This is a genomic window from Streptomyces sp. NPDC096324 (assembly GCF_044763015.1).
Classification (GTDB): Bacteria; Actinomycetota; Actinomycetes; order Streptomycetales; family Streptomycetaceae; genus Streptomyces.
The window spans coordinates 357785-371361 of record NZ_JBIWFK010000005.1 but is presented as its reverse complement, the minus strand read 5'-3'; the positions used below and the strand labels follow the sequence as shown (position 1 = coordinate 371361).

Here is a 13577-nt window from a genome sequence, read left to right as displayed (position 1 = left end):
TCAGCACCATATCCACGGCATGGCCCGCTCAACACCGAATCTCCGAGATCATCTCACCGAAGGTGCGGGCGTGATCAACGGAGAGTAAGCCGTCTCAAAACAACTGGGGCCTCACATAAGGGTGTTGGGAGCGCCGCAGGTCTTGACAACCAGATTGGTCTGGACCAACTTGTATCCACCGGCGGTGGCCACCGTTCCGTTCCCCCTCCCCTCCCCCACCTCTCCCTGGAGGACCCAGTGGACCGCGTCATCCGTATGCCCGGACGGAGATGGGCGGGAGCCCTCGCCGCCGCCGTCACCGCGTCCGTCCTCTCCCTCACCGGTCTGGCCGGCCAGGCCCAGGCCGCCGACGTGAACAACGTCAAGAACGGCGGTTTCGAGTCCGGCCTGAGCAACTGGACCTGTTCGGCGGGCAGCGGCGCGACCGTCTCCTCACCGGTGCACAGCGGCGCGGCCGCCCTGAAGGGCACGCCCGCGGGCCAGGACTACGCGCAGTGCTCCCAGTCCGTCGCCGTGAAGCCCAACTCGACGTACACGCTGAGCGCCTGGGTCCAGGGGTCCTACACCTACCTCGGGGCGACCGGCACCGGGACGACGGACGTGTCGACCTGGACGCCCAACACCACCTGGACGCAGCTCTCGACCACCTTCACCACCGGTGCCTCGACGACGTCGGTGACGGTCTGGACGCACGGCTGGTACGGGCAGCCCGCCTACCTCGCCGACGACTTCTCGGTGTTCGGCCCCGACGGCGGCGGTGGCGGCGACCCGGCCCCGACGGTCCCCGCGACCCCCGCGGGCCTCACCGTGCCCTCCACGACCTCCTCGTCGGTCTCCCTGGCCTGGAACACCGTGTCGGGCGCGACCGGCTACAACGTGTACCAGGGCGGCTCCAAGGTCCAGTCGGTGACCGGAACCTCCGCGACCGTCTCGGGGCTCTCCGCCTCGACGTCGTACTCGTTCCAGGTCAGCGCGACCAACTCGGCCGGTGAGTCGGCGAAGTCGTCCGCCGTCACCGGGACGACGACCGCCTCGGGCGGCGGCGGGGGCGGGGGCACCGTTCCCGCGCACGCCGTGACGGGCTACTGGCAGAACTTCAACAACGGCGCGACCGTGCAGAAGCTCTCGGCCGTGCAGTCGCAGTACGACATCATCGCCGTCGCGTTCGCCGACGCCACCAGCACACCGGGCGCCGTGAGCTTCACGCTCGACTCGGCCGGACTCGGCGGTTACACCGTCGACCAGTTCAAGGCCGACATCAAGACCAAGCAGGCCGCGGGCAAGAAGGTCATCATCTCCATCGGCGGCCAGAACGGCACCATCTCGGTGAGCGACTCCGCCTCGGCCACGAACTTCGCCAACTCCGTCTACTCCCTGATGCAGACGTACGGCTTCGACGGCGTGGACATCGACCTGGAGAACGGGCTCAACGCGACCTACATGTCCCAGGCGCTGCGCTCGCTGTCCGGGAAGGCGGGCTCGTCCCTGGTCATCACCATGGCCCCGCAGACCATCGACATGCAGTCCACGTCGAACTCCTACTTCCAGACCGCGCTGAACATCAAGGACATCCTCACCGTCGTCAACATGCAGTACTACAACAGCGGTTCGATGCTCGGCTGCGACGGCAAGGTCTACTCGCAGGGCTCGGTCGACTTCCTGACGGCGCTCGCCTGCATCCAGCTCCAGGGCGGTCTCGACGCGTCCCAGGTCGGCCTCGGCCTCCCCGCCTCCACCAGCGGCGCGGGCAGCGGCTATGTCTCCCCGACCGTCGTGAACAACGCCCTCGACTGCCTGGCCAAGCTCACCAACTGCGGTTCGTTCAAGCCCGCCAAGGCCTACCCGGGCCTGCGCGGCGCGATGACCTGGTCGACCAACTGGGACGCCTCCGCGGGCAACGCCTGGTCGAACGCGGTGGGCCCGCACGTGCACTCCCTGTAGTCCCGACCGCCTCCTTCCCCTTCCCCGGCGGTGCCTCCCGGCCCCGCTCGCCGCAGTCGCGGCGAGCGGGGCCGTCGGCGTCGCGTACAGCCGCCGCGGCCGGTGCCGCTCGGCGCGGCTGATTCCCGCCGACGTCTCTTGGGCATCCATTGACCTGCTCATGCCAGAGCCTTCACCATGAGCGCCACACCCGCACCAGACACGTCACCTTGAGCCACTCCCCAGCTCCACTCCCCCACAATTCCGGAGATCCCGGAATTTTCCGGAGAAACAAGGAGACTTCATGCGATTTCGTCCCCGTGGCAGTGGCAGCGCCGACGGCAGGAGCAGAGGCGGCCGCCGCGGCGCCGCCCTCGCCGTCCTCGCGGCCCTCGCTCTCGCGGCTCCCCTGACGGCCACCGCCACCGACGCCACGGCGAGCGGGGCCAAGGCCCTCGCGCCCTCGTCCGACGACATCAGGCAGTACGAGATCCACCAGGGCTCGACCTCCGCGTCCCGGACGCAGATCCAGCGGTCGGGCGTCACCGTGGACGAGGCCGACGAGGAGACCGTCGTCGTCTCCGGCCGCGCCGACCAGATCGCCGCACTGCGCCGACAGGGGTACGACGTCACTCCGCTGGGCTCGGCGCCCGACCGCTCGTCCGCCGACGGCGTACGGCTGTTCGACTTCCCGACGGCGGACTCGAAGTACCACAACTACGCCGAGATGAACACGGAGATCGACCAGCGGCTCGCGGCCTACCCGGGCATCATGAGCAAGCGGGTGATCGGCAAGTCCTACCAGGGCCGGGACATCGTCGCCATCAAGGTCAGCGACAACGTGGCGACCGACGAGAGCGAACCCGAGGTCCTGCTGACCTTCCACCAGCACGCCCGCGAGCACCTGACCGTGGAGATGGCGCTGTATCTGCTGCGCGAGCTCGGGGCCGGCTACGGCAGCGACTCCCGGGTCACGAACATGGTGAACAACCGCGAGATCTGGATCGTCCCGGACCTCAACCCGGACGGCGGCGAGTACGACATCGCGAGCGGCTCGTACCGTTCGTGGCGCAAGAACCGCCAGCCCAACTCAGGCTCCTCGTACGTCGGTACGGACCTGAACCGGAACTGGAACTACAAGTGGGGCTGCTGCGGCGGCTCTTCGTCCTCCAAGTCCTCCGAGACCTACCGCGGCGCGTCGGCCGAGTCGGCGCCCGAGGTGAAGGTGGTCGCGGACTTCGTACGTGGCCGGGTCGTCGGCGGCAAGCAGCAGATCACCGCGGGAATCGACTTCCACACCTACAGCGAGCTGGTGCTCTGGCCGTTCGGGTACACCACCGCCGACACCGCGACGGGGATGACGGCGGACGACGCCGCCGCTTTCAAGGCCATCGGTCAGAAGATGGCCGCCAGCAACGGGTACACGGCCGAGCAGGCCAGTGATCTGTACATCACGGACGGCTCGATCGACGACTACCTCTGGGGCACCCAGAAGATCTTCGACTACACCTTCGAGATGTACCCGACGTCCAGCTCCGGCGGCGGCTTCTACCCGCCCGACGAGGTCATCGAGCGGGAGACCTCCCGCAACCGGGACGCGGTGCTCCAGCTCCTGGAGAACGCCGACTGCATGTACCGGTCCATCGGCAAGGCCGCCCAGTACTGCTCCTAGGGGGAACACCCCCGGCCCAACCGGCCGGGAGCCGGGGATCCGCGCGTCCCACCTGACCGGGCGCGCGGATCCCCGTACCGCCTACGGCTTCCCGGCCTTGTCCTCGTCGGCCGAGTCGCCCTTGTCCAGGCTCTTGGCCTCGGCCTTCACCTCGGCCGCGGACTCGTCCTCCACCTCGGCCTCGGACTTCGACTCGGGCTCGGCCGCCGCCTCGACCTCGGTGTCGTCCTCGCCGTCCTCGAAGTACGCGTCCAGGACGGCGTCGAGCTGCTCCTCCCACTCCTTGAAGCGTGCTCGGGCGTTCGCCTCGATCTCTATCGGATACCAGCGACGCTCAGGCGTGTGCACCGTGATGGTGAACCGCTTGCCGAAACGCGGCGACTCCGTCTCGACGGCGCCGATCTCGTCCCAGCGGAACTCCGCCTCCTGGTCGTCCAGGCGCAGCCGGACACCGGTGTGGTCGGCTCTGATCGAGGCACGCCGGTCGGAGGCCTCGAAGACGGGACCGTCGGGGGCGGGGCCGCTCTCCTCCCCGGACTCGGCCTCCTCCACGGAATCGGCCTCCTCCGGGATCTCGGCGGCGGGCACCTCGTCGGACGCCGCCTCGCCGGAGACCGCGTCGTCGGACACCGCCTCGTCGGAGACGGCCTCGTCGGAAACGGTCTCCTCCGCGGTGGCCTCCTCGGTCTCCACGACCGCGTCCGTCGGCTCCGCCGGCACGGGTGACGTAAGCCCGGGGATGTACGCCGGGTTCACCGCGGCGGCGTCCAGGGGCTGGCTCTTCGAACCTATGCGCTGCTCCACAGCGGGAAGTATGGTCGAAGATCCTGTGTGGGGCACAGCCAGGCCCGAATTGGCGATGCCACTGTTACACGAAGAGACTCATCACGGCGGCCACGGCGAACCCGGCGACGGACAGCACCGATTCCAGGACGGTCCAGGTCCTCAGAGTGTCGCGCTCGCTGATGCCGAAGTACTTGGCCACCATCCAGAAGCCGCCGTCGTTGACGTGCGAGGCGAAGATCGAACCCGCCGAGATCGCCATGATGACCAGGGCGACGAAGGCCTGCGAGTGGTGGCCCTCGGTGAGCAGCGGCGCGACGATGCCGGCCGTGGTGACGATCGCGACGGTCGCCGAGCCCTGCGCGACCCGCAGGACCAGCGAGATCAGATAGGCCAGGACGATCACCGGGAGGCCGACGTCGTTGAAGGTGTCCGACAGGGCCTGGGCGACCCCGCTGGCCTTCAGTACGGCGCCGAAGACGCCGCCCGCGCCGACCACCAGCAGGATGTTGCCGACCGGCTTGAGGGACGAAGTCGACACCTTCTCCAGGGACTTGCGGGACCAGCCGCGCCGGATGCCGAGCAGGTAGTAGGCGAGGACCAGGGCGATGGTCAGGGCGACGAACGGGTGGCCGAAGAACTCGACGACGGAGCGGAGGGATGGGGGTCCCCCCTGCTCGGAGCTTGCCGGAGAGCTTGGGGGAGGGTCGAGGGCGATCGAGGAGAAGGTGGCCGCGAGGATCAGCACCAGCGGCGTACCGATGATGCCGAGGACCGTGCCGAGCGGCACCGGCTCCTCCCGGGGCTCCACGCCCGATGCCCGCTGCTCCTCGACGACGGCCCGCTTGGCCTCGGCGGCCGCCTCGACCATGTCCTGCGGTACGGGGACGAAAAGACGCCTGCCGATCCAGGCGGAGTAGACCCAGGCGGCCAGCACGGCGGGGATGCCGCAGACGACGCCCATGAGGATGACCCAGCCGAGCTGGACGTGCAGCAGTCCCGCGGCGGCGACCGGGCCGGGGTGCGGCGGCAGGAAGGCGTGGGTCATCGACAGACCGGCGAGCAGCGGCAGGCAGTAGAGGAGGATCGACTTGCCCGACCGTTTGGCGGCGGCGTAGACGAGCGGCGCGAGGACGAAGATGCCGACGTCGAAGAAGACCGGGATGCCGAAGATCAGGCCGGTCAGCCCCATGGCGAGCGGCGCCCGCTTCTCCCCGAAGAGGCCGAGCAGCCGGGAGGCCAGCACCTCGGCCCCGCCGCTGACTTCGAGGATCGCCCCGAGCATCGTGCCGAGGCCGATGATGATCGCGACATGGCCGAGGATGCCGCCCATGCCCGTCTCGATGACGGACACGGCGGTCGACCGCTGGACCGTGCCGAACAGCTCGGTGACCGAGAGTCCGGCCGCGAGGCCGACGGCTATGGAGACGGCGAGCAGGGCGACGAACGGCTGGAGCCGGACCTTGATGATCAGGAAGAGGAGGAGCGCGATACCGAGGGCGGCGACCGTGAGCAGTCCGGCCGTGCCGTCGAGGAGGAGCAGGAGACCGCCGGTGTGCGGTGGTGTCTCCGGGGCCGGGGCTGTCGCTGCGAGCGGGTACGACGACATGTCGGGGAGCCTCTTTTTCGTCAGTCCGTGGGGGCTTTCGGGCAGGGCGGATCGCGGTGCGGCTCCCCGGGGATGGTGGGGTGCCGCACCGTGACGTCGTACGGGGTGCGGGATCGCGCGGGTCGCGCCGGATGTGCGGGGCGCGCGGTGGCGCCGGAGCCGGGCGGGTGTGGGCCCGGAGGGGACGTCAGCCGAGGACGGCGAGTACGTCGATCTCGACGAGGAGTCCGGCCGGCAGGCCGACGTAGACCGTCGTGCGGGCGGCGGGGGGCGCGGTGAGGCCCTGTTCCTCGAAGTACTGGTTGTAGATCTCGTTCATCTCGACGAAGTGGCCGGTGTCCGTGAGGTAGACGCGGATCATCATCGCGTCGTCCCAGCCGGCGCCGCCCTCTTCGAGGATGGCCTTGACGTTGACGAGCGTCTGGAGGGTCTGCTCGCGCAGGGTGGGACCGGCGGGCGTCGGGGGCCTGCCCTCCTCGGCGGGCAGGAAGCCGACCTGCCCGGCGACCTGGAGGATGTTCCCCTTCCGCACGCCGTGCGAGAACTTGGCGGGCGGGGTGGTGTGGGTCGCGGGGGTGAGGGCGATCTTGTCGGTCATGCGGTGCTCATTCCTTGGGGTCTTCCTTCGTGGGGGCTTTGCCGGAGTAGTCGCGGCTGATGGCGTCGGCCGTACGGCGTACCAGCGGGAGCAGGGTGAGGAGTTCCTCGGCGGTGACGACGACGTTGGGCGCGGAGACCGACATGGCGGCGGCGACGCGTCCGTCGGCGCCGCGGACGGGTGCGGCGACGCAGTTGATGGATTCCTCGTGGCCGCCGAGGTCGGTGGCCCAGCCCTGTTCGCGCACCACCGCCAGCTCCTTGAGGAAGGCGGGGGCGTTCGGCGTCGAACGGGCGGTGTACATCGGGTAGTCGAGCTTGTCGGCGACGGCGCGGCGCTCGGCCTCGGGCAGGTCGGCGAGGAGGAGTTTGGCGACCGCGGCGACGGTGATGGCGACGGGTTTCCCGATCCGCGAGTACATGCGCACCGGGTAGCGGCTCTCCACCTTGTCGATGTAGAGCACCTCGTTCTCCTCGTACACGGCGAGGTGGACGGTGTGTCCGCAGCTCTCGTTGAGGCGGACGAGATGGGGGTGGGCGATCTCGCGGACGTCGAGGTTCTCGACGGCCTCCTGGGCGAGGGCGAAGAGGCGGGCGCCCAGCCGGTAGCGCTGGTCGGACTGGCGGTACACCAGGCCGTGTTCGTTCAGGGTGCGCAGCAGGCGCAGGGCCGTGGACTTGTGGACGCCGAGGCGGTCGGCGACCTGGCCGAGGTCGGCGGGGCCCTCGGCGAGCAGCGGCAGGATGCTCAGCGCTCGGTCGACGGTCTGGCTCATGGCGTACGTACCTCCTCGGCGGCCCGTGCGTCGGCTTCGGTCCAGCCGGGGCCGAGACGAAGTGTCTCCCAGGCACGGTCGTCGAGAGCCGCCAGCCGGTCGGCGAGCCCCCGGGCGGGCGGTTCGGCGAGGTCGCCCGGGACGGTGAGGGCGGCGGCGGCCGTCAGATGGCCGTGCCGCAGGCGGTCACGGGCGGGAAGGCCGCGCAGGGTGGCGGAGAGGAACCCGGCGGCGAAGGCGTCACCGGCGCCGACGGCCGCGACGACGTCGACCCGCAGGGCGGGGACGAAGACGGAGGCACCGGCCGCGTCCTCGCCGCACTCGCCGCCCCCGGCGGTTCTCCCTTCCGCGCGGACGGCGTTCTCGGCCGTCTCCGTCCCGCCGGCGCCCCCGGCGGTGGTCCTGTCGAACACGACGGCTCCGCCTCCCCCGTACTTGACGACCAGGACGTCCGGTTCGGGCAGCGCCTCGCGGATCGCGCGCGCTCCGCGCAGTCCCCAGGCGTCGCGGGCCTCGTCGTCGCCGACGAAGACGATGTCGGCCCGGCGCGCGAGGTCGAGCAGGACGCGCGGCCCCTCGGGGTGGTCGCGCCACAGGCCCGGGCGGTGGTTGACGTCGAAGGAGACGAGGGGACCGCCCGTCCGGGGGGCGGTCAGCTCGCGCATCAGGTCGAGGCAGCCCCCGGAGAGCGCGGCGGTGATGCCGGACAGATGGAGTACGCGGCCGGAGCGGGCGGCGGCCAGGTCCGTGTTCCGTGCCGTCATGGCCGAGGCGGCGGACCCGGCCCGGTAGTAGGCGACTTCGTGGGCGTCGGTCGCCCGGTCGCCCGCGGTGCGGAAGTAGACGCCGGTGGGCCGGCCGGGGTCCCGGCGCACGGCGGAGGTGTCGACGCCGTACGCGGTGATCGCCTCGACCAGGTGGTCGCCGAACCCGTCGGCGCCGACCCGGCCGACCCAGCGGGCGGAGTGACCGGCGCGGGCGAGCACGCAGGCCACGTTCGACTCGGCTCCGCCGATCCCGCGCTCGAACGACGGCACGTCGGCGAGGCGACCGGGACGCGTGGGCAGGAAGGTGACCATGGACTCGCCGAGCGCCACCACGTCGACGGTGCCGGCGTCGTTGCCGACGACCGTGGCGGTACCGGTGCCGGCGTCGGTCTCGGTGCCGGCGTCGGGGGACACGGCACCCTCAGGTCCGTTGCTGCTCACGGTGGTCGGGGCTCCTCGCTCTGGCGGCCCACGGCGGCGAACGGCACCGTTGACCCTGCGTCGGCTGGGATGTTAGACAGCAGTGAACGACATACGCAATGAGCGTTGCACATGATGCAACACGATCGAACAGGCCGAGGAGGCCCCATGAGCGCCGACACCGCCGCCGCACCGCTGGCCGCTCTCGCGGCGGAGCGCGTCGACCACCGTTTCAAGGGGCTGCCGCCGGACGCCGACGGCCTGAGTGTCGGCGAGTTGGCCGCACAGCGCCGCAACCTCTTCACGGACGGCTTCACCACCCCCGTCCTCGCCCTCTCCGCCGAGCGCCTGACCCACAACCTCGAACTCATGGAGACGTACGCCGACCGGCACGGCCTCGCCTTCGCCCCGCACGGCAAGACGTCCATGGCGCCCCAGCTCTTCTGGCGGCAGATCGAGCACGGCGCCTGGGGCATCACCCTCGCGGTCCCCCACCAGGTGCGGGTGGCACGGGAGTTCGGCATCGACCGGATCTTCCTCGCGAACGAACTCGTCGACCCCGCGGCGCTGCGCTGGATCGCCGCCGAACTCGCGGCGGACCCGGACTTCCGGTTCGTCTGCTACGTCGACTCGGTGCGCGGCGTGAAACTGATGGACGCCGCGCTGCGCGGGAGCGCCCGCCCGGTGGACGTCGTCGTCGAACTCGCCGCGGGCGCGGGCGCCCGTACCGGCGCGCGGACGGACGAGGACTGCGCGGCCGTCGCCGACGCCGTCGCGGCGACCGGGACGCTCCGGCTGGCCGGTGTCGCCGGGTACGAGGGCGAGGTGCCGGACGCGGACCCCGAGCGGGTGCACGCCTGGCTGCGGCGGCTGACCGCGCTGGCGGCGGCCTTCGACGGCGCCGGGCGGTTCAAGGACGTCGACACGATCGTCGTCAGCGCGGGCGGCAGCGCCTGGTTCGACGCGGTCGCCGACGTCTTCGCCGGGATCCCCGAACTCTCGCTGCCCGTCCTGAAACTGCTGCGTTCGGGCGCGTACGTCTCGCACGACGACGGCCACTACCGAAGGCTCACCCCCTTCACCCGCGTCCCGCGGGAGGGCGCCCTGCACCCGGCCTTCCGCCTCTGGTCGCAGGTCGTCTCGCGGCCCTCCCCCGAACAGGCCTTCACCAACGCCGGCAAGCGGGACGCGGCCCACGACCTCGACCTGCCCGTCGCCCAGGTCGTGCGCCGCGGCGAGACCGAGCGCCCGGCGGTGGGCATCGAGGTGAACAAGCTCTCCGACCAGCACGCCTGGCTGCGCACGGAGCCCGGGGCGGACCTGGAGGTCGGCGACTGGGTCGGCATGGGCCTGTCCCATCCGTGCACGTCCTTCGACAAGTGGCAGCTCATCCCCCTGGTCGAGTCGGACGGCACCGTCGTCGACTACATCCGCACGTTCTTCTAGAGATCCGTACGCCCCTCCTCGCTCCAAAGATCGCTAAGCCCCACCCAGACGGGAGTCACCCCCATGGATCACGCCGACCTGGTCCTCCAGGACGTGGATGTCGCCGACGGCAGCGGCGCGCCCACGTATCGCGCGGACGTGGCCGTCAAGGGCGGGCGGATCGTCGCCATCGTCAAGGAGGCCGCGGCGGCCGGCTGCCAACGGCCGCGCGGCACACGGGAACTGGACGCCGAGGGTCTGGTCCTGGCCCCCGGCTTCATCGACATGCACGCGCACAGCGATCTCGCGCTGCTGCGGGACCCGGACCACAGCGCGAAGGCCGCCCAGGGAGTGACGCTCGAAGTCATCGGCCAGGACGGCCTGTCGTACGCCCCGGTCGACGACCGTACGCTCGCCGAGGTCCGCCGGACGATCACCGGCTGGAACGGCCACGGCGACGAGATCGACTTCGGCTGGCGTTCCGTGGGCGAGTACCTGGACCGGCTCGACCACGGCTTCGACGGCGAGGGCATCGCGGTCAACGCCGCCTACCTCGTCCCCCAGGGCACCGTCCGCATGCTCGCCGTCGGCTGGGAGGACCGCGAGGCCACTTCCCAAGAGCTGGACCGGATGCGGCAGTTGGTGGCGGACGGGCTGCGGGAGGGCGCGGTCGGCATGTCCTCGGGACTGACGTACACACCGGGGATGTACGCGCGGGACGCCGAACTCACCGCGCTGTGCCGGGTGGTGGCGGAGCACGGCGGCTACTACTGCCCGCACCACCGCTCGTACGGGGCGGGCGCCCTGGAGGCGTACGAGGAGATGGTGGCCCTCACCCGTGAGGCCGGCTGCCCGCTCCATCTCGCCCACGCCACCATGAACTTCGGGGTGAACGAGGGGAAGGCGCCGGAGCTCCTCGCCCTGCTGGACAAGGCGCTGGCGCGGGGCGCCGACATCACCCTCGACACCTATCCGTACACCCCGGGATGCACCACCCTCGCGGCGATGCTGCCGAGCTGGGCGGGCGAGGGCGGTCCCGAGGCGGTGCTCGCCCGGCTGCGGGACGACCGGACCGCCGAACGGATCCGGCACCACATGGAGGTCGTGGGCGCGGACGGCTGCCACGGCGTGCCCATCGCGTGGGACACGATCGAGATCTCGGGGGTGAACGACCCCGGGCTCGGTTCGTACGTCGGCCGGACCGTCCGGGAGTCGGCCGACCTGCGCGGCGAGGAACCCTGGACCACCGCCCGTCGGCTGCTGGTCGAGGACCGGCTCGGCCCCACGATCCTCCAGCACGTCGGTCACGAGGAGAACGTCCGGGCGATCATGCGCCACCCCGTGCACACCGGCGGCTCGGACGGCATCCTGCACGGCACCAAACCGCATCCGCGCGCCTACGGCACCTTCCCGCACTACCTCGGCCGGTACGTGCGGGAGTTGGGCGTCCTGACGCTGGAGGAGTGCGTCGCCCATCTCACCGGCAGGCCCGCCGCCCGGCTGCGGCTGCCCGACCGCGGTCTCGTCCGCGAGGGGTACCGCGCCGACCTGGTCCTCTTCGACCCGGCGACGGTCGCGGCGGGCTCGACGTTCGCCGCGCCGCGCACCCTGCCCACCGGCATCCCGCACGTCCTGATCGACGGGCGTTTCGTCGTCGAGGACGGGCGTCGGACGGATGTGCTGGCGGGACGGGCGGTCCGCCGGACGGCGTGACCGCCCACCGTGACCGCCCGCCCTCCCGCGGTGTTACGGCTTGGGCAGGACACACCCGCTCAGGCTCAGGTCGAGCTTGTTGCCCGTCGTGAAGCAGGCCGGGATCTGGTAGGTCTCCTCGGCGTAGTTGATGCCCTGGCGGACGGTGACGGCGCCGTTCGCGTCGACCTCGCAGGGGTTGTTCACCGTGCAGCGTTCACCGTCCTCGTTGCCGGTGTTGTTGACGGCGACGACCTTGCCGGTGGACTGGTCGACGACCGGCGAGCCCGAGGTACCGCCGATGGTCTGGCAGGCGGAGGTGTAGCGGACCGAGTCCTTCCAGGTCCAGCTCCCCTCCTTGAGACGGTAGACGAACCCGTCGATGCTGCAGCTGTAGAGGCGCTTCCAGTAGCCGGAGGCCACGGTGATGGCGGTACCGGCGGTCGGGTGCGTGTTCTGGACGGTCAGGGCGCTGACGCCGTACGAGTTCTTGATGGTCGCGTAGGTGCTGGTGAGCTGGTAGATCGTGATGTCCGTGTCGGTCATGGTCGAGTACGCGACCTTGCTCGCGCGCAGCGTCGCGACCCTGGTGCCCGCCGAGTTCAGCAGACCGAAGGTCCGGCTGGACGACTGGCCGACGATCACCTCACCGGGGTCCGGGAAGCCGGTCTCCAGGCAGTGGCCGTTGGAGAGCACGAGCGCCGGGTCGGTGTCCGCCGAGTTGGGGAAGCGGACGACCGAGCCGGAGCAGTTGCTGAGCGCGACGGTCCCGGCGAGGCTGACGGCCTGGAGGGTGGGCGCCGCCTGGGTGCCGGCCGTGGTGACGGAGGCCGATACGCGCGCGGGAGCCGCGTGGGACGCGGGTACGGCGTGGGGAGCGGGTGCCGCGACCGCGGGTGCCGCGACCGCGGGTGCCGCGCCCGCCCCGGACAGCACCAGGGCGAACAACGCGGCGACGAGAGGCTTTCTCATGTGGGGGTCCCCTCTTGCGACTTGGGGCGGCCGAAGGTCGTCCGGCCGCCTTCCGCTGACCGGAGGTCTTCCGGCCAGTTGTTGTCATGCGCATTGTGAGGGGAGAGGGAAAAGTGAACAAGGAGCGCTTTCCGGCCGAAGAGCCGGAAACGACGTACGTGTCTTCGCCGACGTACGTGTCTTCGCCGGCGTACGTGTCCTCGGCGGCGTAGGTGTCTTCGCCGGCGTACGTGCCCTCGGCGCCGTACGCCTCCTCGGCGCGACGGAGGAGGAGTGTGCCGCTCCTTGCGGCCCTGCGGCTAGCCCCAGCCGCCGTGTCCGTGACCGTGGCCGTGACCGTGGCCGGTGGTGCTCGTCGTCGACGGGGTCGGGGCCGGGGCGGAGGTCGTGGGCGCGGGCGCCGTGGACGCGCTCGCGCTCGGACTCACGGCGGGACTCGACGACGCGGATGCGCTCCGGGAGGCTGCGCCCGCGCTCGCGGACGCGAGGGTCGAGGCGGACGCCGACGGGGCGGCCGGCGCCGCGGGCGCGGTGGTGGCCGACGGCGGCGCCGAGGAGGCGGCCGGTTCCGCGGGTCCGGTCGCCAGGCGTACGGGCCCGGACGTCCGCGACGGCGCGCCGTCGCCGGACCCGTCGGCCGCTCCGGAGTCGAGGACACCCACGGCGACGACGCCGAGGACGACGGCGACGGCCGCGCCCCCGGCCACGGCGGCGCGCCGGTTGTTCCGGGCACGCCTGCGGCGCCGCGTCCGTTCCCGCCGCCCGGCGGGACCGTCACTGATGACGGGCAGGGCGGTCGTGTCGTCGCCGTCCGTGTACGCCTTCCGCCAGCCGTGCGCCTCGGCGGGATCGGCGTACGTCTCATAGGCCAAAGGCGTCTCCCCGTCGCTCTGCGGGAGGTACACCGTCGGCCGGGCTTCGGGATCTCCGGACTGCCAGGACAT

The 13577-nt window shown here is 71.2% G+C and carries 11 protein-coding genes; 4 read left to right on the top strand and 7 right to left on the bottom strand.

The features are described from left to right. Nucleotides 1-255: 255 nt before the first annotated feature. Together ACIQ7M_RS15740 and ACIQ7M_RS15735 are read left to right on the top strand one after the other, a co-directional pair. Entirely contained in the window at nucleotides 256-1941 is a 1686-nt protein-coding gene (locus ACIQ7M_RS15740; protein ID WP_403644574.1) for a chitinase, read from the top strand. Nucleotides 1942-2224: 283 nt separating this feature from the next. Continuing rightward, nucleotides 2225-3592 (top strand): M14 family metallopeptidase, encoded by a 1368-nt coding sequence (locus tag ACIQ7M_RS15735; protein WP_403644103.1) that lies wholly within the window; start codon nucleotides 2225-2227, stop codon nucleotides 3590-3592. A gap of 81 nt (nucleotides 3593-3673) precedes the next feature. On the opposite strand, the gene ACIQ7M_RS15730 is transcribed toward ACIQ7M_RS15735, so the two are convergent. The 5 genes from ACIQ7M_RS15730 to ACIQ7M_RS15710 all read right to left on the bottom strand — a co-directional run bounded on the left by ACIQ7M_RS15730 (nucleotide 3674) and on the right by ACIQ7M_RS15710 (nucleotide 8436). Next, a complete protein-coding gene (locus ACIQ7M_RS15730) occupies nucleotides 3674-4396 on the bottom strand; it encodes a hypothetical protein (protein ID WP_403644100.1) in 723 nt (240 codons plus the stop codon). Nucleotides 4397-4460: 64 nt separating this feature from the next. After that, on the bottom strand, nucleotides 4461-5984 hold the full coding sequence (locus ACIQ7M_RS15725; RefSeq protein ID WP_403644097.1) for a GntP family permease: 1524 nt from the start codon (nucleotides 5982-5984) through the stop codon (nucleotides 4461-4463). A gap of 187 nt (nucleotides 5985-6171) precedes the next feature. After that, the gene (locus ACIQ7M_RS15720; protein ID WP_403644094.1) at nucleotides 6172-6582 is read right to left on the bottom strand and encodes a RidA family protein; all 411 of its coding nucleotides are present in this window, start codon (nucleotides 6580-6582) and stop codon (nucleotides 6172-6174) included. Nucleotides 6583-6589: 7 nt separating this feature from the next. Beyond that, the gene (locus tag ACIQ7M_RS15715; protein WP_355772893.1) at nucleotides 6590-7357 is read right to left on the bottom strand and encodes an IclR family transcriptional regulator; all 768 of its coding nucleotides are present in this window, start codon (nucleotides 7355-7357) and stop codon (nucleotides 6590-6592) included. Next, entirely contained in the window at nucleotides 7354-8436 is a 1083-nt protein-coding gene (locus ACIQ7M_RS15710; protein WP_403644571.1) for a sugar kinase, read from the bottom strand. Before ACIQ7M_RS15710 ends, ACIQ7M_RS15715 begins: the two co-directional genes overlap by 4 nt. A gap of 276 nt (nucleotides 8437-8712) precedes the next feature. On the opposite strand from ACIQ7M_RS15710, the gene ACIQ7M_RS15705 reads away from it, so the two are divergent. Together ACIQ7M_RS15705 and ACIQ7M_RS15700 are read left to right on the top strand one after the other, a co-directional pair. Beyond that, nucleotides 8713-9990: an amino acid deaminase gene (locus ACIQ7M_RS15705; protein ID WP_403644089.1), complete on the top strand. Its 1278-nt coding sequence runs from the start codon at nucleotides 8713-8715 to the stop codon at nucleotides 9988-9990. A 63-nt stretch (nucleotides 9991-10053) separates the two neighbouring features. Continuing rightward, complete coding sequence (locus tag ACIQ7M_RS15700; protein WP_403644086.1) at nucleotides 10054-11682, top strand: amidohydrolase family protein; 1629 nt, start codon at nucleotides 10054-10056, stop codon at nucleotides 11680-11682. 33 nt (nucleotides 11683-11715) lie between these two features. Here the strand turns inward: ACIQ7M_RS15700 and ACIQ7M_RS15695 are convergent, their stop codons facing one another. Continuing rightward, nucleotides 11716-12633, bottom strand: coding sequence for a serine protease (locus ACIQ7M_RS15695; protein WP_403644084.1), 918 nt, complete (start codon nucleotides 12631-12633; stop codon nucleotides 11716-11718). 299 nt (nucleotides 12634-12932) lie between these two features. Then, a complete protein-coding gene (locus ACIQ7M_RS15690) occupies nucleotides 12933-13577 on the bottom strand; it encodes a hypothetical protein (protein WP_403644081.1) in 645 nt (214 codons plus the stop codon).

Bases quoted from the DNA above. Each gene is read 5' to 3' on its own strand.
- ACIQ7M_RS15740 (WP_403644574.1), top strand. From the start codon at position 256: ATGCCCGGACGGAGATGGGCGGGAGCCCTCGCCGCCGCCGTCACCGCG.
- ACIQ7M_RS15690 (WP_403644081.1), bottom strand. From the start codon at position 13,577: ATGTCCTGGCAGTCCGGAGATCCCGAAGCCCGGCCGACGGTGTACCTC.
- ACIQ7M_RS15720 (WP_403644094.1), bottom strand. From the start codon at position 6,582: ATGACCGACAAGATCGCCCTCACCCCCGCGACCCACACCACCCCGCCC.
- ACIQ7M_RS15735 (WP_403644103.1), top strand. From the start codon at position 2,225: ATGCGATTTCGTCCCCGTGGCAGTGGCAGCGCCGACGGCAGGAGCAGA.
- ACIQ7M_RS15715 (WP_355772893.1), bottom strand. From the start codon at position 7,357: ATGAGCCAGACCGTCGACCGAGCGCTGAGCATCCTGCCGCTGCTCGCC.
- ACIQ7M_RS15695 (WP_403644084.1), bottom strand. From the start codon at position 12,633: ATGAGAAAGCCTCTCGTCGCCGCGTTGTTCGCCCTGGTGCTGTCCGGG.
- ACIQ7M_RS15725 (WP_403644097.1), bottom strand. From the start codon at position 5,984: ATGTCGTCGTACCCGCTCGCAGCGACAGCCCCGGCCCCGGAGACACCA.
- ACIQ7M_RS15710 (WP_403644571.1), bottom strand. From the start codon at position 8,436: ATGGTCACCTTCCTGCCCACGCGTCCCGGTCGCCTCGCCGACGTGCCG.
- ACIQ7M_RS15705 (WP_403644089.1), top strand. From the start codon at position 8,713: ATGAGCGCCGACACCGCCGCCGCACCGCTGGCCGCTCTCGCGGCGGAG.
- ACIQ7M_RS15700 (WP_403644086.1), top strand. From the start codon at position 10,054: ATGGATCACGCCGACCTGGTCCTCCAGGACGTGGATGTCGCCGACGGC.